The sequence below is a fragment of the Halomicrococcus pelagicus genome (genome assembly GCF_050954125.1).
Window position 1 is genome coordinate 109227 of sequence record NZ_JBPBWC010000007.1, and the last position, 16341, is coordinate 125567.

The following is a 16341-nucleotide window of genomic DNA, read 5'->3' on the forward strand; positions in this document are numbered from 1 at the left end:
AATCCACCTCGAGTACTGATGACCTCTTCTTGCTATAGGCCTCTCAACCATTGATAAACAAGCGACGGCCTGCTGTGTCCGCTTCAGCACTGAGCAGTACACCGAGAGGGAATCCGGAGAAAGGGACTTTGTCATTCAATAGCTGGCGGTGACGATACTTCTGTCTCCCTACTTGGGGACATATAACCGAATGTCGTCTACTGTAGCCTCTCCCTCGTAATAATTCATATGAGGTTCTCCGATGATAAAGTGGTCGGGATAGGCTGAGTCACTCGGCCATGTGTGGTCGATGGTGAAGCTTCCATGCTCGCCTTCAATCGTAATCGATTGGTCGAATTGACCGTCATACTCCTCCGGGGTGTTGTTGTAGTGCCAGATTGGATAGCCATTCTGGATGAAATCTCGGTGATAGCGCAAGGTTGCCTGTCCAATGAATCGGAAGTTCCCAGACATCTCCATCGTGTACCCCGTTGGACCGCGCTCGATGGCGAATCGGTAGCTTTGTTCGGGCATGAGCTCCGGTTTAATCTCGGCTGCAGAGACGATGGGGGGATTCTCACCGAAGTACGTGCCACACTCGGTCTCCATGAGGAACTCATTGTAGGCAATAGGTCTGTTGTTGAACCGGGAGCCGTCCATGAATATTTCGTTGATGGCGTTGTGAGTGCTCTTCGGTCCGTTGTAGTTATAGAGCTCCTTCGTAGCCGGATTACAGATAGACATATACCCTCCACGCGTCACATTATATGCATCCATGTTCACCTTCCGGTGACTATGGATGAAGAGATTATTGTGCGGTGCCGGATTTGGATGGTCCACGATCGTTAGGAAATAATAGCCGTTCGCAAAGCGTACGTCCCTGAAGTTAGAGTTACACATACTGGCGGGGCCGGAAAAGCTTCCACGTTGTTTCCATGGCCAGTTAGTCTTGCAGCCGCCTTTCTCATACCCGTTGAATCTGCCGTCATACTCAAAACTACCATTCCGCATTCCTCCAAAGGAAATCGAACGCAGTGTACACTCCACTCGATAGTGGCGAGGAAGGGCCTCAGTGGAGCGAATAATCAGGCCTCCATCGTGAGGAACCTGGAGATTTCCGGCACGTCCCCCGTGTGGCAGAGTAGTGTTCTGAAGTGACGGCGTGTTCTCAGGAGTGCCGTTTTCATCGTAGTCACGAGCAGCGAGCTCTGCTGTCAGCCACCCGTCTTCTCCAAACGGTACTCGTTTTCGCAGTATATCGAAACTCTCGATGTGTCGGTCGAAATCTTCGCCGCCATGGATCTCGAACCATTTTCCGTCGTCATTCAGTTTGGCTGGATCATCGACGTACCAGGGGCTCTCTTTGCCTAACGGGTCGCGTACCCATGGCGCTGAGTCAACCGGGAGTGGTTTCCCGAAGTTTTCGTGGTACTTCAGTTGCCAATTTCTGGCTTTTTTGCCTTCGTTGGCGGGGTTTTCCCTCTTTGCTTTGACTATTGTTCCTTCACTCAGTCCGAATAGCCCGGTGCCTGCTCCGGCAGCACTGGCTAGGAATTCTCGCTTGTTCAGTAGGTTCTTTTGTGGTTGTTCCTTGTCAACCATAACCAAATATCGTCACGATAAATAATAATAGTTTTGTTCATATAAATAAGTATTCAATATTCTAATTTACAATAATTAAGTTTGATATAGATTCATCATCTGGAGCTTTCACGGAATCACTCTCTCATGGCAGCCACGCCCTTTCCACAAACAGAACCGCTTCGATCCTATCGTTGGCCGCATGATTCTACCTTATCCACACTATTACCCCAGAATATAATACCGTTGTAAGTTTATTTGCGTAGATAAATGCTATCAAATGGAAGTATAGCCGCTGAAACGATACGGTAGGTCAGCTTGAAGTAGATGAACCCGTATATATTACGGAGACTCAAGCAGAACTTTATACATAATAATCCATCTAGTGATAAGTTTGTTCGTTATTTGGGTATTTTCGTTAAGGACCGCAAAAATTTGAGATACATATTCAGTAGTATTGCAATCACTTCACCAGACTATACCGAGGTAATATATTATAACCTACCATAACTATAGATACTGTTATCTGTCTTTCTAAGGGCGACATCTATTACACCCCTATAACTGTAAAGGGTAGGTTTGTCGTACTTCGTCGCGGTGGACGAAAAGCTCTTTCCGAAACGGAGAGAGTCAGTAGTTCTTGGTCTGGATTTCGATGATATTCACTGCATTACGCATCTGATCGAGGAGATTCTCGGAGATACGCTCGTCGGTGAGTTTGCTCATCGGCCCGGAGATAGAAATTGCTCCCGTTGCACGATCGTTATCGTTGCGAATCGGGACCGCAACCGCCCGGATGCCGTCTCGACGTTCTTGATCTTCGATCGAGAAATCCTGTTCACGCACTGTTTCCAGTTCCTGGAAAAGAGTCTCACGATCAGTGATTGTATGCTCGGTAGCAGGAGGGAGTCCGTGCGTGTCGACGATTTCCTCGACCCGTTCGTCGGGCTGGCAGGCCAGTAATACCTTTCCGAGAGCAGTCATATGCATATGCGTGTACTCACCCGTCACCGGTTTCTGCGTCACACCTTCGGGTCCCTCGGACTTGTAGAGGAGAACTCGCTTCCCATTTTCCTCGATACCCATGTCGACTACCTCTCCAGTCTCGTTCGAGAGTTTGTCTATCTGTGACTTGGCAGCCTGGTAGAGGTTTAGCTGATGCCGAGTGTATCCCCCATGTTTGAGGAATCGCAGACTCAGCCGGTACGTGTCCTCGTCTTGAATTACATAGCCGCTATCACGAAGTGTTTTTAGATACACGTGGGCCGTGCTCTTTGGAATTTCCTCATAATCTGCGAGTTCCGATACCGTCGCTCCGTCCATCTCCTCAAGTGATTCGACGATGTTGAACGCATTTACAACCGCCTGAATTCGGTTTTCAGATGATTTTTCTGAGTCTTGAGCCATGATATACCCTGTCGTTTCGGCCATTAAAATAATTACCCGATGATTTCGGTCCACCATTGTTGTACAATAAGCTATCATCGCTGGACTAATCGTCCATCATCGTTGAGGGGCATATAATAGATTATGGGGAAAGACGACGATATCCAACATGGTTGAATATGTAACTATCTTTCATTGCATATATCGTGGTCGTAAGAGTGGCTATGAGCAAAAGAGAAGCAAGAATCGAACCGCGTCAGGGCCGGTCGACAGATTGGTCGGTGCCCGTCTCGGCTGCTGTTTTCATCGCGGCGGCGATCGCTTGCGCGTGTGCACCATCTTCGACAGTAGCAAGCATCTCCTCGTCCGATTCGATCGCAGCGGCAAACCGATCGATCTGACGGCGAACAGCCCCATCCATCCGCCCATTCACCACTGGCCAATGGCGTGTATCAGGGTGATCAAATTGATCAGCGTGGACCGTTAACGTCGATCCGGGAGTATCAACCTCGGCGCGACCGGCTGTTCCAACCACTTCGAACGCGGCGTCAATCTGGCCCGGTGTATCGTCGGGAAGGATACCGTACCCTTCGAGGACGCCGGTCACACCGTTCTCGAATTCGAAGAGTGCCTGCATCGCATCGGGGACGCCGACTTCGTCGAGCGTCCCACGGTGCTCGACGGCACGGACGCATTCGACTTCACTTCCAATACACCAACGCATTGCGTCGATATCGTGGACGTTCATATAATAGACGGGATGACCTCGACCGCCGATGCGCTGGGACTCCGCAGTCGTAATCCCCCGTTTTGCACGTACACTCACAGGATCACCTAACCTACCGTCAGCGACAGCATCGCGTGCTCCACTGTAGCCAGGATCGTATCGAAGGATGAAACTCACGCCCGTCGACACGTCACTTTTGGCTGCCCTATCCGCAAGATTCCACGCCGACGAGAGATCGTCCGTAACAGGTTTCTCGAGTAACAGGTGACAATCACGATCAAGTGTAGCGTGAGCTTGCTCGGCATGTAACTGCTCGGGCGTGGCAACAATCGCTGCATCAGCATCGTCAAGTGCGGTCTCGTAATCAGTCAGAGCGCGGGTAGCTCCATACTCTTCGGCAATGGCCGCTGCACGGTCTTCGTCGACGTCGACGACGCTTGCAAGGTCGAGTGTCGGGTGGTCGCTCACGGCGTGGATATGGTTCTCGCCCATGAAACCACAACCGAGGACGGACACACTCACCATGTCAGTCCCCACCTTCCTCGCGGACGAATGCCTCGAACCGGTCGAGGCCGACTTCGAGACGTTCGAGTCCGTTCGCAAAGCTCATGCGGAGGAATCCTTCTCCGGCGTCGCCGAATCCCGACCCCGGCGTAGTAACGACACCATGATCGTACAACAGATTCTTCGCGACGCTGAGCGAGGAGGCGTCCAGCGACGAAACGTCGACGAAAGCGTAGAACGCACCCTCAGGTTCAGCACAAGAGACGTCGGGGATATCGTCGAGTCGGTCGACCACGTAATCACGGCGTTCGCGGAACGCTTCGTGCATCGACTCCACGTCGTCCTGCGGCCCTTCCAGGGCCGCAATGGCCGCATGTTGGGAGACGCTTGGTGCGCACGCTGTCGTGCTCTCGTGTAGCTTGGTCGCCGCATCGACGACGGCCTCAGGCCCGGCAAGCCAGCCAAGTCGCCAGCCCGTCATCGCGTACGTCTTCGAACACGATGACACCGTCAGGACATGGTCTGCAGCATCGACGTATCCGGCAATCCCAGTCGGTTGGTCACCGTACACGAGTCCCTTGTAGACCTCGTCAGCGATGACGTAAGCGTCGTGTTCGACCGCGGCCTCAACGACTCTCGCTACTGCATCCTGTTCGTACACGCTTCCAGTCGGGTTCGACGGCGAGGTCAGAACGACGGCGGCGGTCTCGTCACTCATGGCGTCGATGATGCGGTCGGAGTCGAGTGCGAACCCCTCTTCGTGGGGGAGCGGGACCTCAATCGGAATTGCGTCAGCGAGTTTCACCTGTGTTCGGTAGTTCGGCCACAAGGGCGTCGGAACAACGACCTCTTCGCCAGGATTGACGGTAGTCAGCATGGCAAGGTGGAGTGCTTCCATGGCGCCGGTCGTGACGAGGATCTCCGACCGCGGATCGACAGTGACCCCGTCACGCGCCATATCGGCGGCGATGGCCTCACGGAGTTCCGGCAGCCCAGCATTCGACGTATAGTGCGTCTTCCCATCTGCGGCAGCTTCGCTCGCTGCTTCGACGATATGGTCCGGCGTGTCGAAGTCCGGTTCGCCAATTTCGAGGTGGACGAGATCCTCACTATCATGTTCTTGCGCGAGATCGAACATCAGTCGAATCGAAGAACGTTCGACCGATGTGGCGCGATTCGCGAGACGGTCGACTGGAGAGTCGCTGGCTTGCCCTGATACCATTCTGTTAGATACACGAGGTCCCACGGTATTAATTCTGATGTCGAATCCCAGCGGCAGTAACTACAAATTCTGTCCGCCCGTGGGAAGATGTATGCGTCTCACTGATAGCGTCGCACTCATCGGATCCGGCGACGCGCGACTCACAGACCCCCTCGACTGCAACGTCTACGCAATCCAGGCTCAAGAAGGCCCGATACTAATCGACACCGGCGGAGGTGGTGACACTGAATCATTACTAGAGAACGCTCGACGGACGTTCGGCGACCCTGCTGGTGTACTCATCACGCACGCACACGCCGATCACTCACAGGGCGGCCCGGACTTACAGAACCGTGGGATTCCGGTCGTGGCCCCCGACCCGAGCGTTCCACTACTCACGGAGGGTACCGAAACAGAACTTGGTATCACGGCCGCCAAGCGTGATGACGTGTATCCCAACGACTACGAGTACACGCATTACACCCCAGACAGGACAGCCACCCCCGAATCCACCATCGATGTCGGGGGGCGACGGCTCGATGTCGCCCAGATACGAGGACATGCCAGCGACCACGTCGCCTACCTGACTGATGTCGACGGGTTGACCGCTTGTTTCATCGGTGACGCGGTGTACCCAGACGGATCAATCAGCCTCCTCAACACGCCTGGGTCATCGCTCGCTGATTACCGCGCCGATATCGAGAACCTCGTCGGGCGGGGAATCGACGCTCTCTTCACCGGACACGGGCTTCCGCGACTCCGCGACGGACAGGACAGTATCGATCAGGCCGCCGACGCACTCGCTGGTATGTACACACCGTCGTCGAAGACATAACTACCGATGGGATACGGCCGCCGTCGGGCGCTGTTACGAGAGAAGTCGTTCCAGCGCGGCACGATACGTGTCGACGGTCGACACCAAATCTGTGACGCTGATCGACTCGTCGACGGTGTGTGCGTCGTTCTGGATACTCCCTGGCCCAAACAGAACGGCTGGAATCCCGGCGTCGTGTATGAGAAACCGTGCATCGGTAGCTGCATTGAAGCCGACTGCGTCAGCTGAGACGCCGACCGAGTCAGCGGCGTCAAGAACCCCCTGAACGAGGTCGTGGTTCGCTGGCACTGCCGCAGCGCGAGCGAACACCGTGCGCTCGATATCAACGTCGATAGTTCTCCCGTCGACGGTGACATCGTCCAACAGTTCGCGTAGCCGTCGGTCGAACGGATCGGCTGACGTCGTACCCGGGAGGAACCGCCAATCAACGGTCGCAGTCGCGCTGTCAGGAACCACATTGGGAGCGATGCCACCCTCGATTTCGGTGACGGTGATCGTCTCGGGCGCGAGGAATTCGTGATTCGTCTCCTCACGGAGACGGTCGTCGAACGCCTCGATACGTTCGAGAACCTGCCGTAGGCCGGCAACAGCATTGACGGCGTCGTCCGGACGTCCTGAGTGTCCGCTCTCCCCGTTTACGGTCACCTCGTACCGTGCGACGCCCTTCTGGGCGATACAAACCTCTCGTTCGGTCGGCTCGCCGATGATCGCTGCGTCCGCGTCGACGCCACGTTCGACAAGTGCGCGCGTTCCCGCACCGGTATCCTCTTCATCGACGACGAACCCGAGAATCACTTCACCCGGATCGTCGACCGCTTCGTAGTAGGACTCCGTGGCGAGGACTTTTGCCGCCAGCGCAGCCTTCATGTCCGCGGTACCACGGCCGACAATCCGGCCGTCCTGCTCACGAAGCCGATAGGGGTCGCCAGTCCACTCGCTAGCGTTCGCCGGTACGACGTCAACGTGCCCCGTCAGGAGCACCGATCCATGCTCCGGATTGCCGACTCGTGCAACGACGTTCGGACGATCTGATTCGACCTCGTAGGACGCTACTTCGAATGGAATCGACGAGTCCTCCAGACGAGTGCGAAGGAACTCGGCGACAACTCGCTCATTCCCGGGTGGATTCTCGCTCTCGCGCTCAACGAGGTCGCGCGTGAGCGCGACCACCTCTCGTGTTCGCCCGCTCATTCGACGACCACCCGATCACTTCGAAGGTCGGCCAGTCGGTCACGGTCGAGATTCACGCCGAGACCGGGACCGTCGGCGTGAATACGGGGCAGATCGGCGCGAAGGTCGGTGACGCCCGCCGTCGTCATGAACGGACCGACCATCTCGTTCCAGATTACGTTTTCAAATGCGGCGGCGAAGTGGACACCAGCGGCCGTCCCCACGTGGCCCTCGACCATCGACCCAATCTGGACCGGCCGAGTGTCGGCCTCAGCGACCGCGTTGAGGCGAACAGCCTCGGTGATGCCGCCGGTCTTCATCAACTTGATGTTGAAAATGTCGCCGGCCCCCCGCTCGATTAGATTCAGTGCGTCGGCCGCCGTCTCGACACTCTCGTCGGGCATCACCGGCACGTCGACTCGGTCGCGCAGGGCGACGAGGTCGTCGACATTCTCCTTCGCGACGGGTTGTTCAATGACGTCGAGGCAGTCAGCTATCTCCGACAGTGCCGACAATGCCGTCTTTGCATCGCCCCAGCCCTGGTTGGCGTCAGCTTTGAGGCTCACATCGTCTGGGACTCCTTCGTCGATCGCTCGCACGCGTTCGACGTCCGTCTCGGGGTCGCCACCGACCTTGATCTTGATCTGGTCGTAGCCATCTTCGACGGCTGCCACGGCGTCTGCTGCCATCTCGTCGGGCTCTTTGATGCTCACCACCTTGGGTGCATCCAGAGATGGCGACTCGGCGTCACCGCCGAGTAACTCGTATACTGGCATCCCAGCGTACTTACCGCGGATGTCCTGAAGTGCGATCTCGATCGCTGCGTGAGCGGCGGGCGATCCGTCGACGAGCGCCCCCATCTCACCGACGACGCGCTCGATAGCAAGCGGATCGGATTCGAGCACTAGTGGTGCAAGTACGTCCTCGATTACGGCTGCAGTAGATCCCTGTGTCTCCCCGGTCACCTCGTAAGCGGGAGCGGCTTCGCCGAGTCCGACGATGCCCTCGTTGGTTTCGACCTCGACGAGAACGCGTTCGAGTTCCGGAATCGGTTTGAGCGCCGTAACAAAGGGTTCTTCGAGTGGGATCTCGTACTGGTGGATCGTTACGCTATCTATCTGCATACACTGCAATCTGACGCACGCTCACTTGTAAATTAGTATCGGGGTCCAGATGATGGAGCGACTGCCGATCATTCCACATTACAGTTCTGGGAGAACGTCATCTGCGGCGACGCGGTAGAACTCGTCCTGCTCGTAGCTGACGTCCGTAACAACGACGTGATCGGCGCCGCGGTCAGCCTGTTCGTCCACCCACGCAAGCACATCCGTAGGGTCCTCGGCGATGAGGAACGCGTCTCGGATCTCATCCCGGGAAACCTGGTCGGTCGAGGCTTGCAGTGCCCGTGGATCTGTTTCGTCGAAATTCTCCGGAATGAGCGTCGATGCAAACGAGTCCATCACTCGATCAATCAGACGTTCCGCATCGCCGTATCCACCGACGGTTTGTATCACGACCTCTCCGTCACCGCCGTGCTCGCGGTAGGTATCGATGACTCGCTCCTCGACATTGGGGATACCGGCGATGGTGATGACGTGATCGCCGCACTCGGCGGCGAGGCGTGCACTCTTCGGCCCTGACGCAGCGACGTACACTGGAACGTCCTCCTCGGGCTGCTCGTATGGGTATACCGGATCGAACGAGAACTGGTCGCCGTCGTAGCCGAAGAAATCGTCTGCAGTCCAATATCGGCGTAGAATGTCGATGGCTTCCCGGAGACGAGCGCCGCGTTCGTCCCACGACGGCCACTCGTCGACGAAGGGGTGTTCGTTCATCCGCTCACCCGTACCGACGCCGAGCATGAACCGACCGGGATATAGCTCGTCGAGGGTAGCCACTGCGTTCGCGATTACGAGTGGATGGTAGCGATACAGCGGGGGCGTTACGAATACGCCAACAGGAATCGATTCGGTTCGCTCCATCGCCGCCGGCATCCACGACCACGCGAACGGCGCCCGCCCCTCATCGTGGAACCACGGCTGAATGTGGTCGCCGAACCAGAGTGTGTCGAAGCCGGCGGCCTCAACCGACTCGGCCCGGTCAAGGTAGTACGCTGGCGACTCATACATTCCGCCGAGGTCGATACCGAACTCCATCGACAGAAATCTGTATCGTCGGGCGCATAATTGTTGTCCTTGGGTGGTGCACGGTACCAAAAAATAAAGACCGTCGCGCGACATGTTCTGGTCGACATGCAAGCTGCAATCTGGGCCTACCCGTGGGATCTCCTCGACGAAGGTGTCGAGACCGTCGCCGACCGACTCGGAGAGATGGGCGTGACCGAGGTCAACCTCGCAACCAACTACCACTCGGTGCAGACGTTCCTCCCCCACAACCCGGAACGACGAACGTTCTTCGCACACGCCAGTTCGTACTTTCAGCCCGGTGACGGCTACGACGGTATCACACCGGTACCTAACGAGACGATGGGTGAGGACGATTGGCTGGAGCGAATCGTCGAAGAGATAGCGGACACTCACCTGACGCTGAACTCCTGGACTGTCGGTTGTCACAATTCGAGACTGGGGATGAAGCGTCCCGACCTAACGTTGGAATCCCCTCACGGAGATTCGCTCGTGTTTGGGCTCTGTCCATCCAACCCGGCTGTGCAATCGTATCTCACGAATCTGGTCGAAGACCTCGACGCACGAGCTCCGTTCGAACGCATCGAACTGGAGACGTTCGATTACTTCTACGGGACGGGGTTCGGATGGCACCACGACAAGTACCATACCCGCCTCGGGACGCTCGGCGAGTTCCTGTTCGGCCTCTGTTTCTGTGACCACTGTCGTTCGAACGCCGCCGACGCAGGGATCGACGTCGAGAGAGCACGTGAGACGTGCCGGACGACTGTCGACGGACTCGCGGAAGGTAACCTCGACCCAGAGCGTTCGGTAGAGGAGTGGCTCGACGGTCACCCGACGGTTGCTGACTACGTCGACGTGCGAACAGACACTCTCGCCGACATGTTCCGAACGCTGGGGGACGCTGTCACAGATGCAGAACTCGGATACTACGTCGGCTTCGTTGGAGCGGATCGATCGTGGATGCACGGAGCAGACTTGGAGGCTCTCGCCGATTCCGTCGACTTCTACACGGTTATGGCGTACGAGTCTTCTCGAGAGGCGGCCGTCGAACAGTACCAGACGGCACTGAAGCTCTCCGGCGATGTACCGGTTCACGCTGGCGTACTCCCTGGGCATCCCTCGGTTTACGATTCACAGACGACCCGTGAGATTGTCGACGGACTCGCGGAAGCCGGCGCCCCGCGGCTCTCCTTCTACAATTATGGACTCCTGCCGGAACACAATCTTACGTGGATCGAAAACGCACTCGAAACGTATCCTAACTAATACTTTGCGGCTATGCAGTGAAGAATACTATTTTCCGGTATTCTTCTCCGAAAATATCCGACAGCTATTAATTAGCGGAAAGGGTTTCTACTGATTGTCTATGCCAGACGATAGCAACGGTACAAGTATCGCTTCAAGACGTAAGTTTATTGCCACTTCGAGCCTCGTTACTGCTGGTCTTGCCGGGTGCACGGGATTCGGAGGTGGCGATGGCAATGGTAACGGTGGCGGTGGCGGAAACGGTACTACGAAACTCACGTACTGGCATCAGGAAGGTGTCCCCCACCGACAGAAACAGTTCGAGAAATACACGAAGAAGTTCAACCAGAAACAGGATAACATCGAGGTTACCGTCGAACCCCAGAACTGGAACTCCGTATTCGGCAAACTAACGAGCGCCCTCGAAGCGGGGAAAGAACCCGACTTCATGTTCTCCCTCCCGGCGTTCACGATGACGTTCCAATCCCGTGGTGACCTCGTCGACGTCTCCGATATCGTGAAGGACCTCAAGAAAGAACACGGAATGTTCGACAACGCTATCACGCCGTTCCAATACCAGGGCGGTACATGGGGGATTCCGATGTGGGACATGGTATTCCTCCATCACTTCAGGACTGACAAACTGAAAGACACGAACGCCTGGGCTCCAAAGAATTGGCAGCAGTGGTCACAGGCGTTAACGAAGGTCACCGACAACGACAATTACGGAATCACACTCCCGGCCGCGAAGAACCTCTGGACCACCGAGAACCTCTACACTCTCATGATCAACAACGGAGCCTACGTCTACGGTCCAGAGGGGAAGATCATGTTCGACACCCCGGAAACCGTTGAAACACTGGAATTCTATAAGAAGGTGTTCAAGCAGGCTAGTCCACCGAGCGCGACCAACTGGGGCTGGGCAGAGTGGGAACGGTCGCTCCTACAGGGCACGAGTTACTCGACGAACGGCTTCTCGTCATGGGCCCGCAGTCTCGAAGAGACGGAGCACGCAGGGAAGTTCAGCGCTATCGAGCAACCCTCCCCCAAGGGCGGTCAAGAAGGGAGCGTTCACTACGTCAACGACATCATGGTGTTCAACGAGAACAAAAAGAGCGCTATCGCGAAGTTCGTCAAATTCCTGCACAGCAAGGGCGTCTACGGTGAGTGGTTGGCCAACACTGAACCGACGCTGTACCTTCCTGTCACCAAGACGGGGAAGAACTCAGACAAGTTCTGGAACCACAAACTCATCAAGAAACACGAGGAGATGGTCAAGACGCAATTCGACGCACTACCCAAAGCATCTCTCTACGGATTCCGCGACATCCACCTCAAGAACGACACGTACATCCCCAGTGTCGGGACGCTCGAAGGCTCCCACGTGCTAGGAGAAATCGTTCAACGGCTCATCGTAAACGACCAGTCTCCAGAGAAAGCAGCTTCATGGGGACAGAAACGGCTACAGAACGTCTTGAAGACCGAGAAAAGTAGCAAAATCAACTGACGATGTCGACGACAACTCGTTCCGAAGCGGTCCGCCAGTATCTCGAGAACTACGATCGGGAGACGCTCGTCGGTGCGGGCCTCATCGTCCCGGCCGTTCTCCTCATTGTTCTCGCTCTCGTATATCCGTTCCTGAGCGCCCTCTTCATCAGCTTCACAGACTACGCGGCCGGCGAAATCGTTGGGCTGTCTCACTACGAATGGTTGTTCGGAACGGATACGTTCTGGTCGGCGCTCAAACGAAGCCTCTTGTGGACGGTCGGCAACCTCGCACTCCAAGGTATCGCAGGTATCGGCATCGCGCTGTTGCTCCACCGCCATTTCTTCGGACGCGACGCGGTTCGAACAGTTATGCTGATTCCATTCGTCATCCCGTCGGCAGTGACGGCTGTCATGTGGCGGTGGCTTCTCAACACGACCTATGGACCGCTCAACCAGTGGCTCGTCCAATTAGGGCTGTTGGCACAGCCCGTGAACCCGCTGGCAGATCCGTCACTCGCCCTCCTGACCGTGACGCTCATCAACACCTGGCGGTGGGCGCCTCTCGTCGCACTCGTCGTGTTCGCGGTGCTCCAGACGATTCCGAACGAAGAATACGAGGCCGCCCGCATCGAGGGGGCTGGCATGCTCAACGAGTTCTATCACGTCACGTATCCCCACTTACAGAGCTCTATGACTGTGCTCGGTCTACTAGGCTTCCTCCTGACGTTCAACATCTTCGACATCATCTGGCTGCTGACCAACGGTGGACCGGTCGGCAGAACGACTACACTCCCCGTATTCATCTACGAAATCGCGTTCAATACGCAGCGCATCGGGCGTGGGACAGCCATCAGCGTCGTGCTGTTCCTGCTGCTCGTCGTGTTCGTCGCACTCTACTTCCAGCAGGAGGAATTCAAAGAAGGAGGTGAGTTCGCATGAGTTCGCGGTACTCCACCTACCGTCGCGTCGCAGAGGGTATGCGGTACACCCTGATAGCGACAGTACTCGTCGTCTTCTTGTTCCCCTTCTACTGGATGCTCAAGACGTCGTTCGAACCAACGAACGTCATCTATCAGGGCGTCCACCTCATCCCGCCGAAGATGACGTTCGATCACTACCAGCGAGCGCTCGAGATCGAATTCGTCGGTGCAGTCTGGAACAGCCTCATCGTCGCCATCGGGACGACGCTGCTGACGACGGCCGTGGCGCTACTGGGTGCGTACAGCATCCTTCGATTCATGTACCCTGGCCGCCAGAAAGCTGCGAAGCTGGTGTTGCTAACGTACATGTTCCCACACGTGGCGCTCATGGTGCCGCTGTATCAACTCGCCGCGGACTTCGGGATGCTCGGACATCCCGTCACGCTAATCCTCGTCCACTCGATGCTGGCGCTACCATTCTGCATGTGGATCCTCCAAGCGTTCTTGGAAGACATCCCACGAGAACTCGAAGAAGCAGCGCTCGTCGAGGGGGCGAGTCAGTTCGGCGCATTCCTCCGCATCACTATCCCGCAGGCGATGCCCGGCATCATCGCTGCAGGGACGTTTGCGTACATCATGTCGTGGGGCGAGTACATGTTCGCGTACGTGCTGATGACCGATTCAGCCAGTCACACGGTACCGGTCGCACTTCAGCAGTTGCTCGGATCGTACTCCATCAGCTGGGGCCTGCTTGCGGCGGTGAGCGTCATCGCGACGATTCCCGTCCTTGCCTTGTTCTGGTTGATGGCGAAGTACCTCGGTGAAGGCATTGCGAAAGGTGCAGGAGTGGTCTAAACATGGGCGAAATCAAACTCGACAATCTGACGAAGGAGTATGGTGACCTCGTAGCAGTGAACAGCGTCGACATCACTATCCCTGATGGGTCCTACACGATGATTCTGGGCCCCTCCGGCTGTGGAAAATCGACCACGCTCCGGATGATCGCCGGACTGGAGACGCCGACGAGGGGTGACGTGAGTATCGACGATGAAATCGTTACGGATCTCCCCCCGCGCAAGCGTGATCTCAGCATGGTCTTCCAGAATCTCGCGCTGTGGGATCACAAGTCTGTTCGCGAGAACATGGCCTTCGGGCTGGAGATGGACGGTGTCCCGAAGAACGAGCAAAATGAACAGGTAGAGCGTATCGCAGAGATACTCCAAATCGAGGACAAACTCGACCAGTCACCCGCAGCGCTATCCGGTGGGCAGCAACAGCGCGTCGCCCTCGGACGGAGCCTCGTCCGCGAACCAGACGTCATCCTGCTAGACGAACCGCTTTCCTCGCTGGACGCGAAACTCCGCCTCGAGATGCGGGCTGAGCTCGCGCGTATCCAGCAGCGAATCGGTACCACGTTCGTCCACGTGACGCACAACCAGGAGGACGCCATGTCGATTGCCGACGAGATTCTCCTACTCAACAACGGCCAGATTCAACAGTACGGCGACCCGATCGACCTGTTCGAGGATCCGAACAACGAGTTCGTCGCCAACTTCATCGGTACACCGAGCATGAACCTCCTTGACGCGACGTATGTCGACGACGGAGAGCAGCCGTACATCGACGCAGGTGGGTTTCAGCTCGCCATTCCCGAGGCTTACCACGATATCTACCGTGAGAACATCCCCTCTCGGGATGTCCACATAGGAATGCGACCGAACAAGCTTCGCCCTGCACGGAACGGTGGAACGCCCGACATGCCGTCGTTCGATGCCTCAGTCTCGATGGTCGAGACGTTCGGCGACGCCAACTGGTACTACCTCGACGCAGGCACTGACGAAGACCTGATCATGAAGACGGCTGACGAAGACGTGATTCAGTCGGTGTCGACGCACGACGACCTCACAGTCTCAGTGAGTCCGGATGCGATTCACGTGTTCGACCCTGAGAAGGGTGAGGCATACACCTGATCATGCCCTTTCGGTGCCAATCTTGCAGGGCGTCGGTAGCTGACGTATCGGCAACCTGTGATGAGTGCGGTGGATTCGTCCGCTACGTTGAGGACGACTCAACGGCGCTCCGTCGCGCCGTCGATGGGGATCCAGCAGCGGCGCTTCCCGACTTTGCATCCGATTTCGGGATGGGAGAGGGTTCAACTCCTTTGGTCGAGTTCGATCGAACGAGCCAGACTCTCTCAGGAACTGTCTACGGCAAGCTGGAGTCACTGAATCCGACGTGCTCGTTCAAGGACCGCGGCAGTTCGCTGACGGTGTCGGCTGTCACCGACGCCGACACTCCCTGGGAAGGACTCATCGTCGCCAGCACCGGGAATACTGCACCGAGTGTCGCGGCGTACGCCGCCCGAGCCGGCGTCCCATGTGTAGTGCTAGTGCCAGAAGGAACGTCGTTATCCAAGCTCGAGCAAGTCGCGGCCCACGGCGTCGACATCTTCACCGTCGACGGGTCGTTCAGTGACTGCTTCCAGCTGGCCGACACAGTTAGTGACGACAGGGTGCTCAACGCGACAGCCGTGTACTCTGCTAACGCGCTCGTCGCCAGTGCGAACCGCACCGTCGCGTTCGAACTCGTCGCGGAGTTAGGGCAGGCCCCAGACTGGGTGACCGTCCCCGTCGGTGCAGGACCCCTGCTCGGGGGAACACATTTCGGATTCGCCGAACTCCGCGATGCAGGAATCATCGATAGTGTCCCACGAATGCTCTGCGTGCAGGCACGCGGATGTCATCCCATCGTCCACGCCATAGAGCACGGTGAGACAGTGCGTCCGTGGACGGAACCGATCACGACGACAGTCGGCGCTATCGCCGATCCGCTTGACGGATACGCCGCCGACGGGGAGCAGACCCGCCGAGCCGTCGTCGATAGCGACGGTGACGCAGTCGCACTCGACGACGAGATGATCTACGAAGCAACGAACCGCCTCGCAGCGACCGAGGGCGTGTACGCCGAGCCCGCGAGCGCGGCGAGCGTCGCCGGTGTTCGTGCAGCGGACAGGGTCAACGACAATGATACCGTCGTTGCACTGGTAACCGGTCATGGACTGAAAGAGAAAGACGAGGTCGAAGTAGCAGCCGAACCCGTTGGAACAGATGCGTCGGTGGTTCGTGACGCGGTGTTGTCTGGTTCAGCCGACTGAGACG

14 protein-coding genes are annotated in these 16341 nt (G+C 56.9%); 7 read left to right on the forward strand and 7 right to left on the reverse strand.

The genetic code is table 11. From position 1 onward, the window contains the following. Positions 1 to 168: 168 nt before the first annotated feature. From ACRYA2_RS14500 to ACRYA2_RS14515, 4 genes are all read right to left on the reverse strand, one after another. Entirely contained in the window at positions 169 to 1581 is a 1413-nt protein-coding gene (locus ACRYA2_RS14500; RefSeq protein WP_433629430.1) for a hypothetical protein, read from the reverse strand. A gap of 609 nt (positions 1582 to 2190) precedes the next feature. Then, complete coding sequence (locus ACRYA2_RS14505; RefSeq protein WP_433629433.1) at positions 2191 to 2967, reverse strand: IclR family transcriptional regulator; 777 nt, start codon at positions 2965 to 2967, stop codon at positions 2191 to 2193. Positions 2968 to 3202: 235 nt separating this feature from the next. Then, positions 3203 to 4198: a Gfo/Idh/MocA family protein gene (locus tag ACRYA2_RS14510; protein WP_433629436.1), complete on the reverse strand. Its 996-nt coding sequence runs from the start codon at positions 4196 to 4198 to the stop codon at positions 3203 to 3205. A 1-nt stretch (position 4199) separates the two neighbouring features. Then, entirely contained in the window at positions 4200 to 5315 is a 1116-nt protein-coding gene (locus tag ACRYA2_RS14515) for a pyridoxal phosphate-dependent aminotransferase (RefSeq protein ID WP_433629439.1), read from the reverse strand. Between the two features lie 175 nt (positions 5316 to 5490). Between ACRYA2_RS14515 and ACRYA2_RS14520 the strand changes: the two genes are divergently transcribed. Next, positions 5491 to 6213: an MBL fold metallo-hydrolase gene (locus tag ACRYA2_RS14520; RefSeq protein ID WP_433629441.1), complete on the forward strand. Its 723-nt coding sequence runs from the start codon at positions 5491 to 5493 to the stop codon at positions 6211 to 6213. Between the two features lie 33 nt (positions 6214 to 6246). Here the strand turns inward: ACRYA2_RS14520 and ACRYA2_RS14525 are convergent, their stop codons facing one another. The 3 genes from ACRYA2_RS14525 to ACRYA2_RS14535 form a co-directional block, all read right to left on the reverse strand. Then, positions 6247 to 7404, reverse strand: a complete 1158-nt coding sequence (locus ACRYA2_RS14525; protein ID WP_433629444.1) for a M20 family metallopeptidase — start codon at positions 7402 to 7404, stop codon at positions 6247 to 6249. Then, positions 7401 to 8507, reverse strand: a complete 1107-nt coding sequence (locus ACRYA2_RS14530) for a mandelate racemase/muconate lactonizing enzyme family protein (RefSeq protein ID WP_433629447.1) — start codon at positions 8505 to 8507, stop codon at positions 7401 to 7403. The genes ACRYA2_RS14525 and ACRYA2_RS14530 overlap by 4 nt, the downstream gene beginning before the upstream one ends. A 78-nt stretch (positions 8508 to 8585) precedes the next feature. Continuing rightward, the gene (locus tag ACRYA2_RS14535) at positions 8586 to 9539 is read right to left on the reverse strand and encodes a TIGR03557 family F420-dependent LLM class oxidoreductase (protein WP_433629450.1); all 954 of its coding nucleotides are present in this window, start codon (positions 9537 to 9539) and stop codon (positions 8586 to 8588) included. A gap of 96 nt (positions 9540 to 9635) precedes the next feature. Here ACRYA2_RS14535 and ACRYA2_RS14540 point away from each other — a divergent pair, with 96 nt between their 5' ends. The 6 genes from ACRYA2_RS14540 to thrC all read left to right on the forward strand — a co-directional run bounded on the left by ACRYA2_RS14540 (position 9636) and on the right by thrC (position 16337). Continuing rightward, positions 9636 to 10796 (forward strand): hypothetical protein, encoded by a 1161-nt coding sequence (locus tag ACRYA2_RS14540; RefSeq protein WP_433629453.1) that lies wholly within the window; start codon positions 9636 to 9638, stop codon positions 10794 to 10796. A gap of 100 nt (positions 10797 to 10896) precedes the next feature. Beyond that, the gene (locus tag ACRYA2_RS14545; protein ID WP_433629456.1) at positions 10897 to 12282 is read left to right on the forward strand and encodes an ABC transporter substrate-binding protein; all 1386 of its coding nucleotides are present in this window, start codon (positions 10897 to 10899) and stop codon (positions 12280 to 12282) included. A 2-nt stretch (positions 12283 to 12284) separates the two neighbouring features. After that, on the forward strand, positions 12285 to 13202 hold the full coding sequence (locus ACRYA2_RS14550; protein ID WP_433629459.1) for a carbohydrate ABC transporter permease: 918 nt from the start codon (positions 12285 to 12287) through the stop codon (positions 13200 to 13202). Then, the gene (locus ACRYA2_RS14555) at positions 13199 to 14038 is read left to right on the forward strand and encodes a carbohydrate ABC transporter permease (RefSeq protein ID WP_433629461.1); all 840 of its coding nucleotides are present in this window, start codon (positions 13199 to 13201) and stop codon (positions 14036 to 14038) included. The genes ACRYA2_RS14550 and ACRYA2_RS14555 overlap by 4 nt, the downstream gene beginning before the upstream one ends. A 2-nt stretch (positions 14039 to 14040) precedes the next feature. Next, positions 14041 to 15153: an ABC transporter ATP-binding protein gene (locus tag ACRYA2_RS14560; RefSeq protein WP_433629464.1), complete on the forward strand. Its 1113-nt coding sequence runs from the start codon at positions 14041 to 14043 to the stop codon at positions 15151 to 15153. Positions 15154 to 15323: 170 nt separating this feature from the next. Continuing rightward, on the forward strand, positions 15324 to 16337 hold the full coding sequence (gene thrC / locus ACRYA2_RS14565; RefSeq protein WP_433629467.1) for a threonine synthase: 1014 nt from the start codon (positions 15324 to 15326) through the stop codon (positions 16335 to 16337). Positions 16338 to 16341: the final 4 nt, after the last annotated feature.

What these genes read in the sequence shown, in the direction of transcription:
- ACRYA2_RS14500 (WP_433629430.1), bottom strand. Translation starts at nt 1,581, where the DNA reads ATGGTTGACAAGGAACAACCACAAAAGAACCTACTGAACAAGCGAGAA.
- ACRYA2_RS14505 (WP_433629433.1), bottom strand. Translation starts at nt 2,967, where the DNA reads ATGGCTCAAGACTCAGAAAAATCATCTGAAAACCGAATTCAGGCGGTT.
- ACRYA2_RS14510 (WP_433629436.1), bottom strand. Translation starts at nt 4,198, where the DNA reads ATGGTGAGTGTGTCCGTCCTCGGTTGTGGTTTCATGGGCGAGAACCAT.
- ACRYA2_RS14515 (WP_433629439.1), bottom strand. Translation starts at nt 5,315, where the DNA reads ATGTTCGATCTCGCGCAAGAACATGATAGTGAGGATCTCGTCCACCTC.
- ACRYA2_RS14520 (WP_433629441.1), top strand. Translation starts at nt 5,491, where the DNA reads ATGCGTCTCACTGATAGCGTCGCACTCATCGGATCCGGCGACGCGCGA.
- ACRYA2_RS14525 (WP_433629444.1), bottom strand. Translation starts at nt 7,404, where the DNA reads ATGAGCGGGCGAACACGAGAGGTGGTCGCGCTCACGCGCGACCTCGTT.
- ACRYA2_RS14530 (WP_433629447.1), bottom strand. Translation starts at nt 8,507, where the DNA reads ATGCAGATAGATAGCGTAACGATCCACCAGTACGAGATCCCACTCGAA.
- ACRYA2_RS14535 (WP_433629450.1), bottom strand. Translation starts at nt 9,539, where the DNA reads ATGGAGTTCGGTATCGACCTCGGCGGAATGTATGAGTCGCCAGCGTAC.
- ACRYA2_RS14540 (WP_433629453.1), top strand. Translation starts at nt 9,636, where the DNA reads ATGCAAGCTGCAATCTGGGCCTACCCGTGGGATCTCCTCGACGAAGGT.
- ACRYA2_RS14545 (WP_433629456.1), top strand. Translation starts at nt 10,897, where the DNA reads ATGCCAGACGATAGCAACGGTACAAGTATCGCTTCAAGACGTAAGTTT.
- ACRYA2_RS14550 (WP_433629459.1), top strand. Translation starts at nt 12,285, where the DNA reads ATGTCGACGACAACTCGTTCCGAAGCGGTCCGCCAGTATCTCGAGAAC.
- ACRYA2_RS14555 (WP_433629461.1), top strand. Translation starts at nt 13,199, where the DNA reads ATGAGTTCGCGGTACTCCACCTACCGTCGCGTCGCAGAGGGTATGCGG.
- ACRYA2_RS14560 (WP_433629464.1), top strand. Translation starts at nt 14,041, where the DNA reads ATGGGCGAAATCAAACTCGACAATCTGACGAAGGAGTATGGTGACCTC.
- thrC (WP_433629467.1), top strand. Translation starts at nt 15,324, where the DNA reads ATGGGAGAGGGTTCAACTCCTTTGGTCGAGTTCGATCGAACGAGCCAG.